Below are 18891 nucleotides of genomic sequence, written 5' to 3'. Positions count from 1 at the left end.
ATGCTTGACCCTGTACTGCTGCGCAGCTTCGTGACCGTGGTGGAAACCGGCAATTTCACCCGCGCCGCCGAGCGCCTGCACCTGACCCAGTCGACCATCAGCCAGCAGATCATCCGGCTGGAGCAGCACCTGGGGGTGCGCCTGCTGGATCGCAGCCAGCGCCAGGTGTGGCCGACCGAAGACGGCGAGCGCCTGCTGGGGTATGCCCGGCGCCTGCTGCGCCTGGACGAAGAGGCGCGCCAGGCGTTCAGCCCGGTGCAGGCGCAACGGGCGCTACGTCTGGGGGTGCCGGAAGACCTGGCCGGGGAAGTGCTGACCGAGCCATTGAGCCGGTTCATCGGCGAGCGCCCGCATGTGCGCCTGGAGGTCGAGAGCGGGCTGAGCAGCCCGCTGCTGCGCCTGTACCGTGATGGCGAGCTGGACTTGCTGCTGGTCAAGCAATGGGGTGCGGACCGCGACCGCCATGCCGGCTGGCACGAGCCGTTGTCGTGGGTGTGCAGTGCCGGGCAGACGCAGCTGGCCGACCCGGTGCCGCTGGTGGTGTTTCCGGTGGGGGCGCTGTACCGGCAGGAAATGATCAATGCGCTGGAAGCCCGTGGGCGCAGCTGGCGTATCAGCTATTCGAGCACCAGTCTGGCCAGCCTGGGGGCGGCGGTGAGTGCGGGGTTGGGCGTGAGCCTGATACCGACCCGCAGCGTGTTGCCGACCCATCGGGTGCTGGGTGAGGCGCAGGGGTTTACCCCGGTCCAGGGCCTGGAGCTGGCGTTGTACGGGCGCAAGGGGCTGGATGCCGATGGCCTGGCGCTGCGCGAGCTGCTGCAGACCCTGTGCGAGCAGCGCGCAGGGTGTCGAGGGGGCCAGCCCCCTACTCCCCCGCCACCCGCGCCCGGTAGCTCCCCGGGCTCTCCCCCGTCCATTTCTTGAACGCGCGATGAAACGCGCTGGGCTCCTGGAAGCCGGTCTGCTCGGCAATCTGCGCCACGCTCAACACACCATCGCGCAAGCATTCGAACGCCAGTGCACGGCGCACCTCGTCCTTGATCTGCTGGTACGAACACCCCTCACGCTCCAACTGCCGGCGAAAACTGCTCGGGCTCAGGCCCTCGGCTGCCGCCATGCCCAGCAAGGTTGGCCACTGCCCGTACTGACGCCCGCGCAGATGCCGGTATACCCGCGCCGCCAATCCGTTCTGGTTGCGGTAGCGCACCACCAGCCACTGCGGCGCACTGCGCAGGAAGGTCTTTAGCGCACCCAGGTCCTGCACCACCGGCAAGCGCAGGTAGTGCGCCGAGAACTCGACCTGGGTGCGGCCACTGCCCAACTGCAGGTTCGGCCCCCACAGCAACGCGTCGTCCTCCAGCACCGCACGCCCGTCGCGCAGTTCGGTACGGTCGATGGCGATGCGCCGCCCCCCCAGCCAGCACAGCAGGCTGACCACCAGCACCAGGAAGGTCTCCTCTGCATATACCCGAGTCTGCGCATCGTCGAAATGCGACTCCAGGCTGATCACCGCACGCTGCCCACGCACCACCAGGCGCCCGCGCACGTCACGCAGGAACAGGCCGAAGTTGCTCAGGCACTGGCGCAAGGCCTTTTCCAGCGTCGGCTCCTGGATCAGCCCACGACAGATCAGGGCGAAACTGCCCAGCGGCATGCCGTGGCTGTCGAGGTTGAAGAATTCGTCGCCCAGGTCTTCAATGAGCAGCAGCCACAGCCGTGCGAACGCCCTGGCCGGCACCCGTGCATCGGGTGCGTCCACCACCGCCGGGTCGATGCCCGCCTGCACCAGCAACGCACTGGCGCGCGCCGGCTGTTGGCGCAGTGTGTGCAGCATGATGTGCACGAAGTACACCGCGACCGAATCGTTTTCCCGCATGACTGTTTCCGCTATGCAGCGTAAGAATATGGCAAAAAGTGCCAGCCTCGCTGGGCAGTTATGGCATAGGCCCAGGCGTGACCTTTGCCTAGACTCGAACCCATCCCGAGCGTGGCCCCGGGCGCCATTCTGGCAGAGCCAGGCAGCGCCCCGCCACGCTTTCGCACACTGGAGTCGCGTATGAACACCCCGCAAATCTATGTAGTGAGCGCCGTTCGCTCGGCCATCGGCACCTTCGGCGGCTCGCTCAAGGACCTGCCCCTGGCCGACCTGGCCACCCAGGTGACCCGCGCCGCCATCGAACGCTCCGGCATTGCCCCCGAACAGATCGGCCACATGGTCATGGGCAACGTGATCCCCACCGAGCCGCGTGACGCGTACCTGGGCCGCGTGGCCGCGATGAACGCCGGCGTGCCCAAGGAAACCCCGGCATTCAACGTCAACCGCCTGTGCGGCTCGGGCCTGCAGGCCATCGTCTCGGCCGCGCAGAGCCTGCTGCTGGGCGAGGCCGAGGCGGTGATTGCCGCCGGCGCCGAATCCATGAGCCGCGGCCCGTACCTGCTGCCGCAGGCGCGCTGGGGCGCGCGCATGGGTGACCTGAAGGGTGTCGACTACATGCTGGGCATTCTGCAGGACCCGTTCGAAGGCTTTCACATGGGCATCACCGCCGAGAACGTGGCGGCGAAAAACGGCATCACCCGCCAGATGCAGGACGAGGTGGCCCTGACCAGCCAGCAGCGCGCCGCCCGCGCCATCGCCGAAGGCCGCTTCACCAGCCAGATCGTGCCCATCGAGATCCCGAGCCGCAAAGGTCCGGTACGTTTCGAGGTGGACGAGCATGTGCGTGGCGATGTGAGTGCCGAGCAACTGGCCGGCATGAAGCCTGCCTTCAAGAAGGACGGCACCGTCACCGCCGGCAACGCCAGCGGCCTCAACGACGGCGCCGGCGCCCTGGTGCTGGCCACCGGCGAAATGGTCGAGCGCCTGGGCCTGCGCCCGCTGGCGCGCCTGGTGGCCTATGCACATGCAGGCGTCGAGCCCGAGCTGATGGGCCTGGGCCCGGTGCCGGCCACGCGCAAGGTGCTGGAAAAGGCCGGCCTGAGCGTCGCCGACCTGGACGTGATCGAGTCCAACGAAGCCTTCGCTGCCCAGGCCTGCGCCGTGTCGCGGGAACTGGGCCTGGACCCCGAAAAGGTCAACCCCAACGGCTCGGGCATTTCCCTGGGCCACCCGGTGGGAGCCACCGGGGCCATCATCGCCACCAAGGCGGTCCATGAGCTGCAACGTATCCAGGGCCGCTACGCGCTGGCCACCATGTGCATCGGCGGCGGTCAGGGTATCGCCGTCGTGTTCGAACGTGTTTGAGTCGGAGTTAACCGTGAGTATTGAAAACATCGCCGTGATCGGCGCCGGCACCATGGGCAACGGGATTGCCCAGGTGTGTGCAGTGGCCGGCTACCAGGTCACCCTGATCGACGTGTCCGAGGCCGCGCTGGAGCGTGGCCTGGCCACCCTGCGCAAGAACCTGGAGCGCCAGGTCAGCAAGCAGACCCTGCAGGCCGAACAGGCCGAGGCAGCCCTGACGCGCATCGCCACCAGCACCGACTACGCGCAGCTCAAGGGCGCGCAGCTGGTGATCGAGGCAGCCACCGAGAACCTCGCCCTGAAGGTGAAGATTCTGCAGCAGGTGGCCGCCAGCGTGGCCGACGACTGCGTCATCGCCACCAACACCTCGTCGCTGTCGATCACCCAGCTGGGCGCATCGGTGAGCCAGCCCGAACGTTTCATCGGCGTGCACTTCTTCAACCCGGTGCCGATGATGGCGCTGGTCGAGATCATTCGCGGCCTGCAGACCAGCGATGCCACCTACGCCAGCGCCATGGCCCTGACCGAGCGCGTGGGCAAGACCGCCATCAGTGCCGGCAACCGCCCGGGCTTCGTGGTCAACCGCATCCTGGTGCCGATGATCAACGAGGCGATCATGGTGCTGCAGGAAGGCCTGGCCAGCGCCGAGGACATCGACACCGGCATGCGCCTGGGCTGCAACCAGCCCATCGGCCCGCTGGCCCTGGCCGACCTGATCGGCCTGGACACGCTGCTGGCGATCATCGAGTCGTTCCACGACGGCTTCAACGACAGCAAGTACCGCCCCGCTGCCCTGCTCAAGGAAATGGTCGCCGCCGGCTACCTGGGGCGCAAGAGCGGCCGCGGCTTCTTCACCTACTGAGGTACGGGCATGCCGCAGACCTGCGCCGAACGTTGCGCCAACTTTGAAGAACGTCGGGACAAGGCACTCGAACTCTTTGCGGTCAAGGGGTTCGGCCAGGTCAGCATGCGTGAACTGGCCAGCCACCTGGGGCTGACGGCGGGCTCGCTGTATCACCACTTCCCGAGCAAGCAGCACCTGCTGTTCGACCTGATCGAAGAGCTGTTCGAGGAGTTGCTGGCCACCCTGCAGCCCCGTGGACGCGGCAAGCCCGAGGCCACGGCGTTGAGCCGGGTGATAAAGGCACACTGGGCGCTGCATGCCGAGCGCCCGTTGCAGTTTCGCCTGGCCGAACGTGACCTGTGCTGCCTGAGCGAGGAACAACAGGCACGCATCGCCCAGCTGCGCCGTGAATACGAAACCCGCCTGTTGCAGCTGATCGCCCCTCACGCGGCCCTGCCGCCGCCGGCCCGGGAGGCGACCGGCCATGTCATCGCCACGCTGCTCAACAGCCTGCCCGGCTGGTTGCAGGCCTCACCGCTGGGGCAGCCACAACGCCTGGCGCTGATGGAAAACATGCTGCTAGGGGCGATAGAGCGCACCCTGCAGACCGGTGCGCTGGACGCTGCCGCTTGAACTCACGCCAACGTCAGGCCTATTTCAGGAGTTCCTGAATCTGGTCGCGCAAGCTGTCCAGGTCGAACGGCTTGGCCAGGATCGGTGCCTTGAACGCGATCGGGCTGCCCGACTCGCGGATCTCCGCCGGGTAGCCGCTGATGAAGATCACCTTCAGGTCCGGGCGCAGCTTGACCGCAGGTTCGGCGATCTGTACCCCTGAAATGCCGCCCGGCAGGCGGAAGTCGGTCACGATAAGGTCCAGGTGCGGCTTGCTGGCCAGGATCTTGAATGCCTGCTCGCCATCTTCGGCCACCAGCACGTGATAGCCCTCGCCTTGAAGATAGTCCTTCAGGATCATGCGAATGACCGGTTCGTCTTCGACGACCAGTACTACATCTTGCGCATCTTCACTCATGCCAATGCCTTCAACTCGTATTTGATTCATGGGGGATCGCTATACGACCCCGGCCTCACGCAGAGGTTGCCTGCTGCGCGCCACTTTCTTGCGGGCTGCGTACCAGTGGCAGGCGCACGCTGAATGTCGCGCCCTGGCCCTCGGTACTGCTGACCGTGATGCTGCCGCCATGGGCCAGCACGATCTGTTCGGAAATATACAGGCCCAGCCCCAGGCCGGCACTGCTCTGGTTGGAGCATACCCGCTCGAACTGCTGGAAGATGCGCTGCTGGTTCTCGGCACTGATGCCGATGCCATGGTCGCGCACCTGCACGCAGGCCATGCCCTGCTCCTCGAACACGCGCACCTGCACCGGCGACTTGGCGCCATAGCGCAGGGCGTTGGTGAGCAGGTTGGCGATCACCTGCTCGATACGAAACTCGTCCCAGTAGCCGACCAGTTCGGCGCCGGCCTGCAGGCTGATGCTCGAGTCGACCGCAGCCGCCTGGGCGGCGAAGTTCTCGACCAGGCCGCTGACCAGCTGGCACAGGTCGAACGATGCGGGCCGGATCGACAGCTTGCCGGTACGGATGCGCGACACGTCGAGCATGTCTTCGATCAGCCGGATCAGGCTGTTGATCTGGCGCTCGTCACGCTCGACCATGGCGTGCATCTTGTCCAGGGTGAAGGCATCGGCGTTGTTGCGCGCCAGGTGCAGCTTGCGCAGCTGGGTCTCCAGTATCAGACCGTTGAGCGGTGTGCGCACCTCGTGGGAGACGATCGACATGAAGTCGTCGCGCATGCGTACCGCGTGTTCCAGCTCGCTGCGCGTGACCTGCAGCTGCGCCAGCAGCAGCTCCTGCTCCTGGCGGCTGCGCTCCAGGGCCTCCAACTGCTGGCCGAGGGCCTTGCGCTGGCGGTACAGGTCGATGAACACCGCCACCTTGCTCTTCACCGCCTGGGTGTCCAGCGGCTTGTGCAGGAAGTCCACCGCGCCGCTCTCGTAGCCCTTGAAGGCGTAGTTCATCTCGCGCGCCGCAGCGCTCACGAACACGATGGGAATGTTCTTGGTCTTTTCCGTACCGCGCATCATCTCGGCCAGTTCGAAACCGTTCATTCCGGGCATCTGGACGTCGAGGATGGCCAGCGCGAACTCGTGCTCGAGCAACAGCGACAACGCATGGTCGGCCGATTGCGCCTGGTACACGTTGCGGTCCGGCCCCTTGATCAGCGCCTCGAGCGCCAGCAGGTTTTCCGGCAGGTCGTCGACGATCAGCAGGTTTGCTTGGATATGGCTTAGCATGCACGTGGTTCCAGCTTGGCGAGCAATTGCCCGATGCCATTCAATGGGAGTATGTGGTCGGGCCGGTGCAGCGCCAGCGCCGCCTCGGGCATGACCGCGACTTGCGCCTCATGCGGGTCTTGAATCAGGGTAGTACCGCCGTGCTCCTTGATGCGCGCCAGCCCGCGCGCACCGTCTTCGTTGGCGCCGGTCAGCAACACGCCGACCAGGCCGTCGCCATAGGCATCGGCGGCCGACTCGAAGAGGATGTCGATCGAGGGCCGGGAAAAGTGCACGCGGTCCTCCTGGCTCAGGGACAGGCTGCGGTCACGCTCCACCGACAGGTGATAGCCGGGGCCGGCCACGTAGATCATCCCCGGCACCACGCTTTCCTTGTCGCGGGCCTCCTGCACGGGGCGCTGCAAGCGGCGGCTGAAGACTTCGGCCAGCTGGCTGTGGCGGTCGTCGGGCAGGTGCAGCACGCACAGCAGCGCAATGGCGTAGTCGGCGGGCAAGGCGGCAAACACCGTGAGCAGCGCCGACACGCCCCCGGCTGAAGCCCCCACCACGATCGCATCGGTGCCTTTCATGACTTTCGGTAGATCCGTTCTGGCTTGACCAGCGCGTCGAAGCGGTTGGCGTAAGCGGAAAAATCCAGTGTTTCCTTGCTGCCCAGCACCAGAAAGCCACGGTGGCACAGCGAGTCGTGAAACAGACCGAAGGCCCGGTCCTGCAGGGTCTTGTTGAAGTAGATGAGCACGTTGCGGCACGAGATCAGCTGGGTTTCGGAGAACACGCTGTCGGTGGCCAGGCTGTGGTCGGCGAAGGTCACGTTTTCGCGCAGGCTGCTGTCGATGATCGCGTTGCCATAGGCGGCAGTGTAGTAGTCGCTGAAGGCCCGGCGCCCGCCGGCCTTCTGGTAGTTCTCGGTGTACTCGCGCATGTTCTGCATCGAGTAGATGCCCTGCTTGGCCTTTTCCAGCGAGCTGGGGTTGATGTCGGTGGCGTAGATGATGGTGCGTTCGAGCAGCCCCTCTTCGCGCAGCAGGATGGCCATGGAGTAGACCTCCTCGCCCGTGCTGCAGCCGGCAATCCAGATCTTGATCGAGGGCCAGGTCTTGAGGTGCGGCACCACCTCCTCGCGCAGCGCGAGGAAGTGACCGGGGTCGCGAAACATCTCGCTCACCGGGATGGTGAGGTACTGCAGCAACTGCATGAACACACTCGGGTCGTGCAGCACCCGTTCCTGCAGGGCCGACACCGTGGCACATTCGAACTGGCGCACGGCATGCAGCACCCGGCGCTTGATCGAAGCGCCGGAATAGTCGCGAAAGTCATAGCTGTACTTGAGGTAGATCGCCTCGATCAGCAGCCGGATTTCAATGTCGGTGTTACGTTCGATACTCAAATTCGCTCCAGTTGCGGCAGCCATACCCGAATCAGGGAGAACAGCCGGTCCAGCTCTATCGGCTTGGCCAGGTAGTCGTTGGCGCCGGCCTGCAGGCAGCGCTCCTGGTCATCCTTCATGGCCTTGGCGGTGACGGCGATGATCGGCAGCTTGCGCCAGCGCGGGTCCTTGCGAATGCGCCGGGTGGCTTCATAGCCGTCCATCTCCGGCATCATCACGTCCATCAGCACCAGGTCGATATCGCTGACCTGCTCGAGTTTTTCGATGGCCTCGCGGCCATTGCGACCGATCTCCACGATCGCGCCCTTGTGCTCCAGCGCACTGGTGAGCGCGAAGATGTTGCGCACGTCGTCGTCCACCAGCAGGATCTTGCGCCCCTCGAACACCTTGTCGCGGCTGCGCGCGGTCTTGAGCATGCGCTGACGTTCATGGGACAGCGTCGACTCGACTTTGTGCAGAAACAGCGTGACTTCATCCAGCAACCGCTCGGGTGAACGCGCGCCCTTGATGATGATCGAGCGCGAGTACTTGAGCAGGTCGGCCTCTTCGTCGCGGGTCAGGTTGCGCCCGGTGTAGACGATCACCGGCGGGAACGAGCGGATATCGTCGGCGGTCATGCGCTTGAGCAGCTCGTTGCCGAGCATGTCGGGCAGCTTGAGGTCGATGATCATGCAGTCGTAGATGTTCTCGCGCAGCAGCTCCAGGGCTTCCTGAGCCATGCCCACTGCGGTGATCTTGATGTCTTCGTCGCCGATCAGGCGGGCGATGCTTTCGCGCTGCAGGTCATCGTCTTCCACCAGCAGGATGTGCTTGAGCTTCTGGGTCAGCTTGGCTTCCAGGCGGCCGAACACGGCCTTGAGCTCCTCGCGGCTGGTGGGCTTGACCGCATAGCCGATCGCGCCCATGTGCATGGCCGCCTCGACACGGTCCTCGACCGAGATGATGTGCACCGGTATGTGCCGGGTGGACGCCTGCTCCTTGAGCCGCTGCAGCACGGTTAGGCCGGAATGGTCGGGCAGGCGCATGTCCAGCAGGATGGCGTCGGGGATGTAGCTGGCCGCCAGTTCGAAGCCTTCGTCGGCGGCCTGGGCCACCAGGCAGCTGTAGCCCAGTTCGTGGGCCAGGTCGAAGAGGATGCGGGCAAAGTTGGGCTCGTCCTCGATCACCAGGATGCAGCGGTTGCTGAACGGTGCCAGGTGACGGTCGTCGGCGAAGCTGGCCGTCGGGCGCGGGGCTTCGGCGGCCGGCAGCACGACGGGGGCCGCCACGGGCAACGGCGCGGCGGCGCGGGCCACCAGTGCCAGCGGCTGCGCCTCGACGCTCGGCTCGTACGACTCGGGCAGTATCAGGCTGAACACGCTGCCCTGGCCCAGTTGGCTTTCGACACGGATCTGGCCGCCCAGCAACTGCGCCAGGTCACGGGAAATCGACAGCCCCAGGCCCGTGCCGCCGTAGCGCCGGTTGGTGGTGCCGTCGGCCTGGTGGAAGGCTTCGAAGATGCTCTGCTGCTGGTCGTCTGCAATGCCGATGCCACTGTCGCGCACCGAGAACACGATGCCGGTGCCGGCCTGGTAGCCGATGGTCAGCGCCACCTGGCCGCGCTCGGTGAACTTCAGCGCGTTGGACAGCAGGTTCTTGAGGATCTGCTCCAGGCGCTGTCGATCGGTGAACAGGGTGGCCGGCACCTGCGGCTCTACGGTGACGCTGAAGGCCAACTGCTTCTGCTGCGCCAGCGGCTCGAACAGGCTGCGCAGGCCTTCGGCCATGCGGCTGATGTGGGTGGTTTCGGCGCGTACATCGAGCTTGCCGGCCTCGACCTTGGCGATGTCGAGAATGTCGTTGATCAGGTTGAGCAGGTCGTTGCCGGCCGAATAGATCGACTCGGCGAACTTGACCTGCTCGGCGCTGAGGTTGTCCTGCGGGTTCTCGGCCAGCAGCTTGGCCAGGATCAGCGAGCTGTTGAGCGGGGTGCGCAGCTCGTGGGACATGTTGGCGAGGAATTCGGACTTGTACTTGCTCGAGCGCTGCAGTTCCTCTGCACGCTCCTGCAACTCGACCTGCACCCGGTTCAGCTCGCCGTTCTTGCGGTCCAGCGCATCGCGCTGCTCGGCCAGCGCGTCGGTACGCTCGGCCAGTTGCTCGTTGGTCTGCTCCAGCTCGGCCTGCTGCGTCTCCAGATGGGCCTGGGACTCCTTGAGCACCCGGGACTGTTCCTCGAGCTCTTCGTTGGCGGTCTTGAGCTCTTCCTGCTGCACCTGCAGCTCCTCGTTGAGCTGCTGGGTTTCGGCCAGCACTTCCTGCAGGCGCTGGCGATAGCGCGCACTCTCGATGGAGGTGCCCAGGTTGTCGGCCAACCGCTCGAGGAACTCGATGTCGCGGTCCTCCACTGCGCGCAGAAAGCCCAGCTCGACCACGCCATTGACCTGGCCGTCGTTGATCGCCGGAATCACCAGCACGTTGCGCGGGCAACCCTCGCCCAGCCCGGAGCTGACCTTGAAGTAGTCCTGCGGCACCTCGTCCAGGCGCATCAGGCGACGTTGCGCCACGGCCTGGGCAAGGATGCCCTCCTGGGCGCCGACGACCTGCTCCTGCCCCTGCTGCTCGCGGGAGAAGCCGTAGCTGGCCACGCGGCGCAGGCTGCCATGCTCGTCGCGCACGTACACAGCCGCCACCACGCTGCCCAGGTAATGGGCGAAGAACTGCAGGATGTTGTTGCCCAGCATCGGCAGGGTCAGTTGCCCCAGCACCTGCTCGGCCAGACGCGATTGCCCGGCGCGCTGCCAGGCCTGCTGTTCGAGGCGCTCGGCAGCGCGCTGCTGGGCCTCCAGGTTGGCCGCGTAGTTGCTGGACAGGTTGAGCAGGTCGCGGCGGCCGATATAGGCCAGCAATGCGCTGAGCAGCACCACGAAGGCCAGGTAAAGGGAAATGGACCACTTCGTGGTGTTGCTGACCTGATCGTTGCGGGCAAGACGCAGCTGTTGCTCCATCGCGACGAAATCGTCGAACTCCTTGCGGATCTCGTCGGTCAGGCGCTTGCCCTGACCGAGCTTGATGGGCGTGCGGTAGTCGTCGTTGGCGCGGCGCAGGGCGATCATGTCCTTGCCGAAGTTGTTCCAGGCGGCCTGCAGGGCTTGCAGGCGGCTCAGGCGGTCGACCTGCTGCGGGTTGTCGGCCACCAGTTCCTTGAGCGTCTCGAGTTCGGCCTGTATGCGTGGCTTGGCCACTTCATAGGGGTCGAGGAACTGCTCGTCGCCGGTGAGCAGGAACCCGCGCATGCCGGTTTCCATGTCGATGGACAGCTTGACCGCCTCGTTGGCGTTGTTGATCACCCGGTCGGTGTGGGCGACCCACTGGATGACCGACAGCAGGTAGGCAATCACGGCGACGAAAACCACCGCACTGATCAGACCGACCCCCAGGGGCAGGCCGATGTTGCGGCTCAGCAGCTTGCGAAAGCTCTGCTGATCGGTCGAGGCTGGTTGACTCATTGGAAAGGCCCGAGCAAGTAGACGAACGAAAGAGTGTGACGGATTTTCGAGCAATTGTTCCAGTTTTCCGCCAGTTCAATGCCCGCAGCGTGGCGCCGCGCCCGTGTTGGCCGGGCATCGAGCCCGTATTTGAGCCAGTGCTGCGCCAAACGTTCCCTGTTTGGCCAGAGCCCGCTATGCTCACTGGCTGGTACGTTTGACGATCCAGGGAACTAAGCACCGCGTGCTGTTTACAGATAGTGTGTCACCCATTTTCACAGGATCCTGCCATGCCCGATAATCACCCTCTTCTGGTCGTCGAAGACGACGCCATCGTGCGCATGCTGATGGTGGATGTGCTCGATGAACTGGGTTACCAGGTGGTGGAGGCCAAAGATGCCGAAGAAGCGCTGCAAGTGCTGGGCAACCCGGACAAACCCCTTGCCCTGATGATGACCGATGTCGGCTTGCCCGACATGGACGGCAAGCAACTGGCGGGCAAGGCCCGCGAACTGCGGCCGCTGTTGCCCATCCTGTTCGCCAGTGGCTATGCCGACAGCTTCGATGTGCCCGAGGGCATGCACATGATCGGCAAGCCGTTCAGCATCGACCAGCTGCGCGACAAGGTGACCTCGATTCTGGCCCTCTAGGCGCGCCGGCTCCCGCACCGCTGTACCTGCGGGAGCCGGCCTGCCGCCGAAGCGGCCGAAACGGGTGGCCTGGATTCTGGTTTAATACGCCTTTTTTGCCCAAAGGCCCGCCCTCCCCATGCACCCAACCGCCCTCCACGTCCTGGTCATCGGCTATGTCTGGCCCGAACCCCGCTCCTCGGCCGCCGGCGGGCACATGATGCAGCTGCTGGAGTGTTTTCTGGAGCGCGGCTGGCGCATCACCTTCAGCAGCCCCGCAGCCATCGGCGAACACAAGGCCGACCTCGCGAGCCTGGGCATCGCCGAGCAGGCCATCGAGCTGAACAACGCCAGTTTCGACCGTTTCATCGCCGACCTTGCCCCCGACGTGGTGCTGTTCGATCGCTTCATGATGGAGGAGCAGTTCGGCTGGCGCGTCGAGAAGCATTGCCCAGCGGCCCTGCGCGTGCTCGAGACCTCCGACCTGCAGAGCCTGCGCGATGCCCGTCATCAGTTGCTGCGCCGGCGCCTGGCCGAGGGCCTGGACAGCAACGACTTTCGCGCGCTGTTCAACACCTCGGGCCCCGACCTGTATCGCCAGATGGCCGGTGCCGACCTGGCCCAGCGCGAACTGGCGGCGATCTACCGCAGCGACCTGAGCCTGATGATCTCGGATGTCGAGATAGACCTGCTGGTCAATGGCTTCGGCGTGCCCGAGGCGTTGCTGCACTGGTGCCCGCTGATGCTGGCGCCGCCCACCGAAGCCTTCAGGCCGTTCGCGGAACGCGAGCACTTTCTCAGCATCGGCAACTTCCGCCACGCGCCGAACTGGGATGCGGTGCTGTGGATGAAGCACAGCCTGTGGCCGATGATCCGCCGTCGCCTGCCCAAGGCCCAGTTGCACATCTATGGTGCCTACACGCCGCCCAAGGCCACCGCGCTGCACAATGCTGCCGAAGGGTTTCACGTGATGAACTGGGCTGAGGACGCCCTGCAGGTGATGAGCGGCGCACGGGTGTGCCTGGCCCCGCTGCGCTTTGGCGCCGGCATCAAGGGCAAGCTGACCGATGCAATGCTGTGTGGCACGCCCAGCGTGACCACCCCGATTGGCGCCGAGGCCATGCACGGCGACCTGCCCTGGCCAGGCCTGGTGGCCGACACCGCCGAAGGGTTGGCCGATGCCGCGGCGCGGCTCTACAGCGAGCAACCGCGCTGGGAGCAGGCCCAGCGCGACGGGCGCCAGCTGCTGAGCGCCCGCTACGACAGGCGCTGGCACGGCCAGGCCCTGGTGCAGCGCATCGAACACACGCTGGCGCACCTGGATGAACAGCGCCTGTACAACTTCACCGGGGCCATGCTGCGCCACCATCACCACAAGAGCACCCAGTACATGGCCCAGTGGATCGAGGCCAAGAACCGGCCTAGCGGCGGCGCAGCAGATACGTGTCCATGATCCAGCCCTTGCGCGCGCGGGCCTGCTCGCGCTGCGCCAGGATCTGCGCCTTGACCTGCATCAGCGGCCCCTCGATCAGCAGCTCGTCGGCAGTGCCCAGGTAGGCGCCCCAATAGATGTGCAGGTGCGGATCGTCCAGTTCGGCAAAGGCGCATTGCCCGTCCAGCATCACCACCACGTTGTCGATGCCTGACTCATCAGCCAGGCGTCGGCCCGGCAGGATATGCAGCGGCTCGCCGATACGGTTCAGTGCAATGCGGTGAGCGGCCGCCAGGGCCTGGACGCTGCTGATGCCGGGGATGACTTCAAGGCTGAACGCCGGCTGCGCCACCCGCTCCAGAATGCGCAGGGTGCTGTCGTAAAGCGTCGGCTCGCCCCACAGCAGGAACGCGCCGCATTGCCCCTCGGCAAGCTCGTCGTGCAGCAGGCGCCCATACAGCGCAGCGCGCTGGCGGTGCCAGTCCTCCACGGCACCGACGTAGTCTGCAGCCGCCGCGTCGCGTTGCGGGTCTTCGACCTGCACCAGGCGATAGGGCCGGGTGACGTGGCGCTCCAGCAGCTCCTTGCGCAGGCGCAGCAGGTCGTCCTTGGCGGCGCCCTTGTCCAGCACGAAGAACACGTCGGCGCGGTTCAGGCTGTCGATGGCTTCGAGGGTGATCTGCCGGGGGTTGCCCGGGCCTATTCCAATCAGCAGCAGGTGTTTCATCGCAAGCTCTCCCAGGGGCGCGCGGCCATTGTCGACCGGCCCGCGCCACTTGGCAAAGCCTGCGCCTACAGTACGGAGAAGTTGTAGCTGACGATCACCCGGGTCTCATCCATGTCGCGGGCGAATTTCTCGTAGTTGCTGCGGTAGGTGGAGTTGCGCAGGCGCACGCTGACGTCCTTGAAGGTGCCGCTCTGCACCTGGTACTTGAGTTCGCTGTCGCGCTCCCATTCCTTGCCCTGTGCCGGGCTGCCCGGCACCTTGACGTGATCGCCGCTGATGTAGCGGGTCAGGAAGCTCAGGCCTTCGAGCCCTACTGCCTTGAAGTCGTAGTCGTAGCGCACCTGCCAGGACCGCTCCTGGGCCGCAGCGAAGTCGTTGACCTGGGCGTAGTTGACCAGGTAGGGATTGCTGCCATCGAGGTACGGCATGGCGTTCTCGCCGTACATGCGCTGCCAGCCGGCGCTGAGCTTGTGCCCGCCCAGGCTGTAGCCAAGCATGGCGCTGAAGGCACGGTGGTCGATGTCGCCGGCACGGGCACGACCGATGTCGTCGCTCTTGATCAGGCGCAGGTCGGCCGAGAGGCGGCCCACGCTCAAGGGCTGGCTGGCCACCAGCCCGAGGAAATGCTGGCGATAGATGTTTTCGAGCTTGGCCACCTGGTACTGCGCGCTCAGGTGCTCGTTGAAGCGGTACTCCAGCCCGGCCGTGTCGAAGTGGTCGGCGCGGGTGTCGCAGGCATAGCGCTTGTTCTTGCAGTGCACGCGGATATCTTGCTGGTCGGTCGAATCGCGGGCGGTGTACTTGTCGAGCCGCGCGGCGCTGAAGGTGAGGTTGTCGACCTCTCTGGACGTCAGCATCGCGCCATGGAACATGGTGGGCAACAGGCGCCCGTCGTTGTACTTGAGCAGCGGCATGTCCGGCAGCATGGCACCGTATTTCAATACGGTCTGCGAGTAACGCACCTTGCCGGCCACACCCAGTTTTGCGTACTGATCGGCCGAATGGCGCGGGTTGTGGCCGCTGGAAGGCAGCAGCCCGCTGTTGCTGTCGGCCGGGCTGGAATCGAGTTTGAAACCCAGCATGCCCAGCGCATCGATACCAAAGCCCACGGTGCCCTGGGTATACCCGGACTGCGCGTTGAGTATGAAACCCTGCGCCCACTCTTCACGTTTCGACGCGCCCTGGGAGGAGGCGGTGTGACCGTCACGAAAGTCACGATTGAAATACACATTGCGCGCCTCGATGTTGACACTGCTGTCTTGCAGGAAACCACTGGCCTGGGCCGAAACAGTAACGAAGGACAACAACGCGCCGACCACCGGGCGTTGGGCAATGAAGGGAGTTGGGGCACGCATGAAAAGCAGTATCCAGAACGAAGGGCAAGGTATCCATCAGCCCCGACGGGGCTGGGCAAGGGCCGCTGCACACAACTAGGCAGCGACCGCTTATTGTCTCCAAAGCGCTCTGGCACGGGCCATTGGACCATGGTCTAGAACAGATGCCGATGCGGTAATTAATTCTTTAGTGTGGCGAGCACTGTGCAATAAGAAAGTTCCGTAGTGTGTTGTCGTAAAAGTTTGATGTTTATCGCAGGGCGATTGACTACACTCTTTTTACTGTGTTGTTTGTTTTCTACCCGGTGACGCGGCATCAATAGCGGCCTCAAGCGGTTGCGCCGCGCACGGCCCTTACCGACCAACAGGAGAGATGACAGTGTCCAGACTTGCAGAGTTTCGTGCTGCCGAAAAAGCCCTTCAGGAACAGCTTGCTCAACTGGAGGCACTGAAAAAAGACGCCGGCCTCAAACGGGAAATCGAATTCGAGCAGAAACTTGTCAGCCTGATGAAAACCTATGACAAGGGCTTGCGCGACATCATCAATATTCTCGACCCGGCGGCCACTACGCGCCGGCCTGCCAGCGCGCCGAAACAACGCCGTGCGCGCGTGGTGAAAGTCTATGAAAACCCGCATACCGGCGAGCTGATCGAAACCAAGGGCGGCAATCATCACGGCCTCAAGGCATGGAAGCAGGAGTACGGCGCACAGACAGTCGACAGCTGGTTGCGCAAGTGAAACAGTACTTCACACTTTTTTCACATGTACTGGCTCAGGATGAAGACTGCTAAAGGATTAGCGCCCCATACGCCCGCTTCGGCGGGCTTCTAATTCTTGCGCCCCGTCAGGCCTGGCCGACGGGGCGCAAACCGTTTGCGCAATCGCTTCAGTTCCGTATCATTGCTCCCTGACTGTTTTGCTGGCGCGCCAAGCGCCGGCCCTATCTGCGGAGTGCCCATGAGCCTGCAAAACCTCGACACCCTCCCCGGCGTCACCGCGCAACCGGATGCCGCGACCCACAACTTCGTGTTCAACCACACCATGCTGCGGGTCAAGGACGTCGCCAAGTCCCTGGACTTCTACACTCGCGTTCTGGGCTTCAGCCTCGTGGAAAAACGCGACTTCCCGGAAGCCGAATTCAGCCTGTACTTCCTGGCGCTGGTGGACAAGGCGCAGATTCCGGCCGACCCGGCCAAGCGTACCGAGTGGATGAAGTCGATCCCGGGCATCCTCGAACTGACCCACAACCACGGCACCGAAAACGATCCCGCGTTCGCCTACCACAACGGCAACACCGACCCGCGCGGTTTCGGCCATATCTGCATCGCCGTACCGGACATCCGCGCGGCCTGCGAGCGCTTCGAACAGCTGGGCGTGAACTTCCAGAAGCGCCTGAGCGACGGGCGCATGAAGCACCTGGCCTTCATCAAGGACCCGGACGATTACTGGGTAGAGATCATCCAGCCGACCGAGTTCTGACAGCGGCCCCGGGGGCGCGCTCGTCGGCGCGCCGCCCCCGCGCACCTGGCTGTGGTATACCGGAGCTGATACCGGTTGAAGTCACCACAGCGAGGTAGCGCTCATGCACACCCTTGAATGTGTCCACCGCAACTACACGGTCACGGCAAACGTGGTTCCGCATGCCGGCATTCCCCTGCCGTTCGAAGTCGGATGCCGCATCACCTCCCCAGACAAGCACAGCACCCGGCGATTGTGTGCCCACGCGCCGCTGTTTCTGGCCGACCTGGAAAACGCCCAGCGCGCGTCGATTGCACTGGGCAAGTCGCTGGTCGACCAGCAGTTGGACAAGGGCCGGCCGCTGTTCGAATAGGCCACGCAAAAGCCCTGACAGGCTGACCTGTCAGGGCTTTTGCGTTGTTGCACCGTCACAGGCCGGCAAGGCCGGCGATGCGCCTCAGGCCGGAGCGCTGGTACGGATCAGGTGGTCGAACGCTGCCAGCGACGCCTTGGCACCCTCACCCACCGCGATCACGATCTGTTTGTAGGGCACCGTGGTCACGTCACCGGCGGCAAACACGCCCGGCACGCTGGTCTGGCCACGCGCATCGACAATGATCTCGCCACGGGGCGACAGCTCGAGGGTGCCCTTGAGCCAATCGGTGTTGGGCAGCAGGCCGATCTGGACGAAGATCCCTTCCAGCGCGATGTCATGCTGCACGTCGCTGTTGCGGTCCTTGTAGCGCAGCCCGTTGACCTTCTGGCCGTCGCCCAGCACTTCGGTGGTCAAGGCGCTGGTGATCACGGTCACGTTGGCCAGGCTGTGCAGCTTGCGCTGCAGCACCGCGTCGGCACGCAACTGGCTGTCGAACTCGATCAGCGTGACATGGGCGACGATGCCGGCCAGGTCGATGGCCGCCTCCACGCCGGAGTTGCCACCACCGATCACCGCCACACGCTTGCCCTTGAACAGCGGGCCGTCGCAGTGCGGGCAGTAGGCCACGCCACGGCTGCGGTACTCCTTTTCGCCCGGCACGTTCATCTCGCGCCAGCGTGCGCCGGTGGCCAGGATCACGGTCTTGGCCTTGAGCGTGGCACCGTTAGCCATGCGCACCTGGTGCAGCGCGCCGTCCTGGCCCGGCACCAGCGCATCGGCGCGCTGCAGGTTCATGATGTCGACGTCGTACTGCTTGACGTGCTCTTCCAGCGCCATGGCCAGCTTCGGCCCTTCGGTCTCCTGCACGGAGATGAAGTTCTCGATGGCCATGGTGTCCAGCACCTGCCCGCCGAAGCGCTCGGCAGCCACGCCGGTGCGAATGCCTTTGCGGGCCGCGTAGATCGCTGCTGCCGCGCCTGCCGGCCCACCACCGACCACCAGCACGTCGAAGGCGTCCTTGGCGTTGAGTTTCTCGGCCTGGCGCTCGCTGGTGCCGGTGTCGAGCTTGGCGACGATCTCCTCCAGGCCCATTCGGCCCTGGCCGAACACCTCGCCATTGAGGTAGACGCTGGGCACTGCCATCACCTGGCGTGCCTCGACTTCGGCCTGGAACAGCGCGCCGTCGATGGCCACATGGCGCACGTTGGGGTTGAGTACCGCCATCAGGTTCAGCGCCTGCACCACGTCCGGGCAGTTCTGGCACGACAGCGAGAAGTAGGTTTCGAAGTTGAACTCACCCTTGAGCCCGGCGACCTGTTCGATCAGCTCGGCGCTCGCCTTGGAGGGGTGGCCACCGACTTGCAGCAGCGCCAGCACCAGCGAGGTGAATTCGTGGCCCATGGGGATGCCGGCAAAGCGCAAGCTGATATCGCCCCCCGGGCGATTGAGCGAGAACGACGGGCGACGGGCGTCGGCACCGTCCTCGCGCAAGGTAATCAGATCCGACAGGCTGGCGATTTCCCGCAGCAGGTCGTGCATTTCACGGGACTTCGCGCCGTCGTCGAGGGAGGCAACGATCTCGATCGGCTGGGTGACCCGCTCCAGGTAGGCTTTCAACTGAGTTTTAAGCGTGGCGTCCAACATACGGGCGATTCCTTTTCAAACGGTAGAAAAAACAACGCC

At 64.7% G+C, this 18891-nt stretch carries 18 protein-coding genes; 9 read left to right on the top strand and 9 right to left on the bottom strand.

The features are described 5' to 3' along the window. Positions 1-924, top strand: coding sequence for a LysR substrate-binding domain-containing protein (locus KH389_RS11095; protein WP_078481171.1), 924 nt, complete (start codon positions 1-3; stop codon positions 922-924). On the opposite strand, the gene KH389_RS11090 is transcribed toward KH389_RS11095, so the two are convergent. After that, complete coding sequence (locus KH389_RS11090; protein WP_058540352.1) at positions 866-1876, bottom strand: AraC family transcriptional regulator; 1011 nt, start codon at positions 1874-1876, stop codon at positions 866-868. The two genes, KH389_RS11095 and KH389_RS11090, sit on opposite strands and share 59 nt — an antisense overlap. Positions 1877-2056: 180 nt before the next feature. Between KH389_RS11090 and KH389_RS11085 the strand changes: the two genes are divergently transcribed. The 3 genes from KH389_RS11085 to KH389_RS11075 are packed head-to-tail and all read left to right on the top strand — an operon-like array spanning position 2057 to position 4718. Then, positions 2057-3241, top strand: coding sequence for an acetyl-CoA C-acyltransferase family protein (locus KH389_RS11085; RefSeq protein WP_213607352.1), 1185 nt, complete (start codon positions 2057-2059; stop codon positions 3239-3241). Between the two features lie 13 nt (positions 3242-3254). Next, complete coding sequence (locus KH389_RS11080; RefSeq protein ID WP_043861758.1) at positions 3255-4103, top strand: 3-hydroxybutyryl-CoA dehydrogenase; 849 nt, start codon at positions 3255-3257, stop codon at positions 4101-4103. Between the two features lie 9 nt (positions 4104-4112). Further along, on the top strand, positions 4113-4718 hold the full coding sequence (locus tag KH389_RS11075; protein ID WP_043861757.1) for a TetR/AcrR family transcriptional regulator: 606 nt from the start codon (positions 4113-4115) through the stop codon (positions 4716-4718). Between the two features lie 19 nt (positions 4719-4737). Here the strand turns inward: KH389_RS11075 and KH389_RS11070 are convergent, their stop codons facing one another. The 5 genes from KH389_RS11070 to KH389_RS11050 are packed head-to-tail and all read right to left on the bottom strand — an operon-like array spanning position 4738 to position 11272. After that, entirely contained in the window at positions 4738-5115 is a 378-nt protein-coding gene (locus tag KH389_RS11070; RefSeq protein WP_043861756.1) for a response regulator, read from the bottom strand. 55 nt (positions 5116-5170) lie between these two features. Continuing rightward, positions 5171-6397 carry a hybrid sensor histidine kinase/response regulator gene (locus tag KH389_RS11065; RefSeq protein WP_043861755.1) on the bottom strand — a complete coding sequence of 409 codons (1227 nt, stop codon included), beginning with the start codon at positions 6395-6397 and terminating at the stop codon, positions 5171-5173. Beyond that, on the bottom strand, positions 6391-6966 hold the full coding sequence (locus tag KH389_RS11060; RefSeq protein WP_043861754.1) for a chemotaxis protein CheB: 576 nt from the start codon (positions 6964-6966) through the stop codon (positions 6391-6393). The genes KH389_RS11065 and KH389_RS11060 overlap by 7 nt, the downstream gene beginning before the upstream one ends. Next, positions 6963-7784 (bottom strand): CheR family methyltransferase, encoded by an 822-nt coding sequence (locus KH389_RS11055; RefSeq protein WP_043861753.1) that lies wholly within the window; start codon positions 7782-7784, stop codon positions 6963-6965. The genes KH389_RS11060 and KH389_RS11055 overlap by 4 nt, the downstream gene beginning before the upstream one ends. Next, a complete protein-coding gene (locus tag KH389_RS11050) occupies positions 7781-11272 on the bottom strand; it encodes a response regulator (protein ID WP_213607351.1) in 3492 nt (1163 codons plus the stop codon). Before KH389_RS11050 ends, KH389_RS11055 begins: the two co-directional genes overlap by 4 nt. Positions 11273-11541: 269 nt before the next feature. Here KH389_RS11050 and KH389_RS11045 point away from each other — a divergent pair, with 269 nt between their 5' ends. Beyond that, on the top strand, positions 11542-11901 hold the full coding sequence (locus KH389_RS11045) for a response regulator (RefSeq protein ID WP_043861751.1): 360 nt from the start codon (positions 11542-11544) through the stop codon (positions 11899-11901). Between the two features lie 118 nt (positions 11902-12019). Then, positions 12020-13333 (top strand): glycosyltransferase, encoded by a 1314-nt coding sequence (locus KH389_RS11040; RefSeq protein WP_054914312.1) that lies wholly within the window; start codon positions 12020-12022, stop codon positions 13331-13333. On the opposite strand, the gene cobF is transcribed toward KH389_RS11040, so the two are convergent. Then, a complete protein-coding gene (gene cobF / locus KH389_RS11035; protein ID WP_043861749.1) occupies positions 13302-14039 on the bottom strand; it encodes a precorrin-6A synthase (deacetylating) in 738 nt (245 codons plus the stop codon). The genes KH389_RS11040 and cobF overlap by 32 nt on opposite strands. Positions 14040-14104: 65 nt before the next feature. Then, positions 14105-15394, bottom strand: a complete 1290-nt coding sequence (locus KH389_RS11030) for an OprD family porin (protein WP_043861748.1) — start codon at positions 15392-15394, stop codon at positions 14105-14107. A gap of 358 nt (positions 15395-15752) precedes the next feature. On the opposite strand from KH389_RS11030, the gene KH389_RS11025 reads away from it, so the two are divergent. The 3 genes from KH389_RS11025 to KH389_RS11015 all read left to right on the top strand — a co-directional run bounded on the left by KH389_RS11025 (position 15753) and on the right by KH389_RS11015 (position 17205). After that, a complete protein-coding gene (locus tag KH389_RS11025) occupies positions 15753-16112 on the top strand; it encodes a histone-like nucleoid-structuring protein, MvaT/MvaU family (protein ID WP_043861747.1) in 360 nt (119 codons plus the stop codon). Positions 16113-16331: 219 nt separating this feature from the next. Beyond that, on the top strand, positions 16332-16853 hold the full coding sequence (gene gloA, locus KH389_RS11020) for a lactoylglutathione lyase (protein ID WP_043861746.1): 522 nt from the start codon (positions 16332-16334) through the stop codon (positions 16851-16853). A 103-nt stretch (positions 16854-16956) separates the two neighbouring features. Then, a complete protein-coding gene (locus tag KH389_RS11015) occupies positions 16957-17205 on the top strand; it encodes a hypothetical protein (protein ID WP_213607350.1) in 249 nt (82 codons plus the stop codon). Positions 17206-17289: 84 nt separating this feature from the next. Here KH389_RS11015 and ahpF read toward each other — a convergent pair whose 3' ends face one another. Continuing rightward, entirely contained in the window at positions 17290-18852 is a 1563-nt protein-coding gene (gene ahpF / locus KH389_RS11010) for an alkyl hydroperoxide reductase subunit F (protein ID WP_058540356.1), read from the bottom strand. Between the last annotated feature and the right edge of the window lie 39 nt (positions 18853-18891).

It is taken from the genome of Pseudomonas qingdaonensis (genome assembly GCF_018398475.1).
Lineage (GTDB): Bacteria > Pseudomonadota > Gammaproteobacteria > Pseudomonadales > Pseudomonadaceae > Aquipseudomonas > Aquipseudomonas palmensis.
The sequence above is the reverse complement of the archived record's forward strand: the minus strand, read 5'-3'. Positions and strand labels throughout refer to the sequence as shown.

Bases quoted from the DNA above. Each gene is read 5' to 3' on its own strand.
- KH389_RS11095 (WP_078481171.1), top strand. From the start codon at position 1: ATGCTTGACCCTGTACTGCTGCGCAGCTTCGTGACCGTGGTGGAAACC.
- KH389_RS11090 (WP_058540352.1), bottom strand. From the start codon at position 1,876: ATGCGGGAAAACGATTCGGTCGCGGTGTACTTCGTGCACATCATGCTG.
- KH389_RS11085 (WP_213607352.1), top strand. From the start codon at position 2,057: ATGAACACCCCGCAAATCTATGTAGTGAGCGCCGTTCGCTCGGCCATC.
- KH389_RS11075 (WP_043861757.1), top strand. From the start codon at position 4,113: ATGCCGCAGACCTGCGCCGAACGTTGCGCCAACTTTGAAGAACGTCGG.
- KH389_RS11070 (WP_043861756.1), bottom strand. From the start codon at position 5,115: ATGAGTGAAGATGCGCAAGATGTAGTACTGGTCGTCGAAGACGAACCG.
- KH389_RS11065 (WP_043861755.1), bottom strand. From the start codon at position 6,397: ATGCTAAGCCATATCCAAGCAAACCTGCTGATCGTCGACGACCTGCCG.
- KH389_RS11060 (WP_043861754.1), bottom strand. From the start codon at position 6,966: ATGAAAGGCACCGATGCGATCGTGGTGGGGGCTTCAGCCGGGGGCGTG.
- KH389_RS11050 (WP_213607351.1), bottom strand. From the start codon at position 11,272: ATGAGTCAACCAGCCTCGACCGATCAGCAGAGCTTTCGCAAGCTGCTG.
- KH389_RS11045 (WP_043861751.1), top strand. From the start codon at position 11,542: ATGCCCGATAATCACCCTCTTCTGGTCGTCGAAGACGACGCCATCGTG.
- KH389_RS11040 (WP_054914312.1), top strand. From the start codon at position 12,020: ATGCACCCAACCGCCCTCCACGTCCTGGTCATCGGCTATGTCTGGCCC.
- cobF (WP_043861749.1), bottom strand. From the start codon at position 14,039: ATGAAACACCTGCTGCTGATTGGAATAGGCCCGGGCAACCCCCGGCAG.
- KH389_RS11030 (WP_043861748.1), bottom strand. From the start codon at position 15,394: ATGCGTGCCCCAACTCCCTTCATTGCCCAACGCCCGGTGGTCGGCGCG.
- gloA (WP_043861746.1), top strand. From the start codon at position 16,332: ATGAGCCTGCAAAACCTCGACACCCTCCCCGGCGTCACCGCGCAACCG.
- KH389_RS11015 (WP_213607350.1), top strand. From the start codon at position 16,957: ATGCACACCCTTGAATGTGTCCACCGCAACTACACGGTCACGGCAAAC.
- ahpF (WP_058540356.1), bottom strand. From the start codon at position 18,852: ATGTTGGACGCCACGCTTAAAACTCAGTTGAAAGCCTACCTGGAGCGG.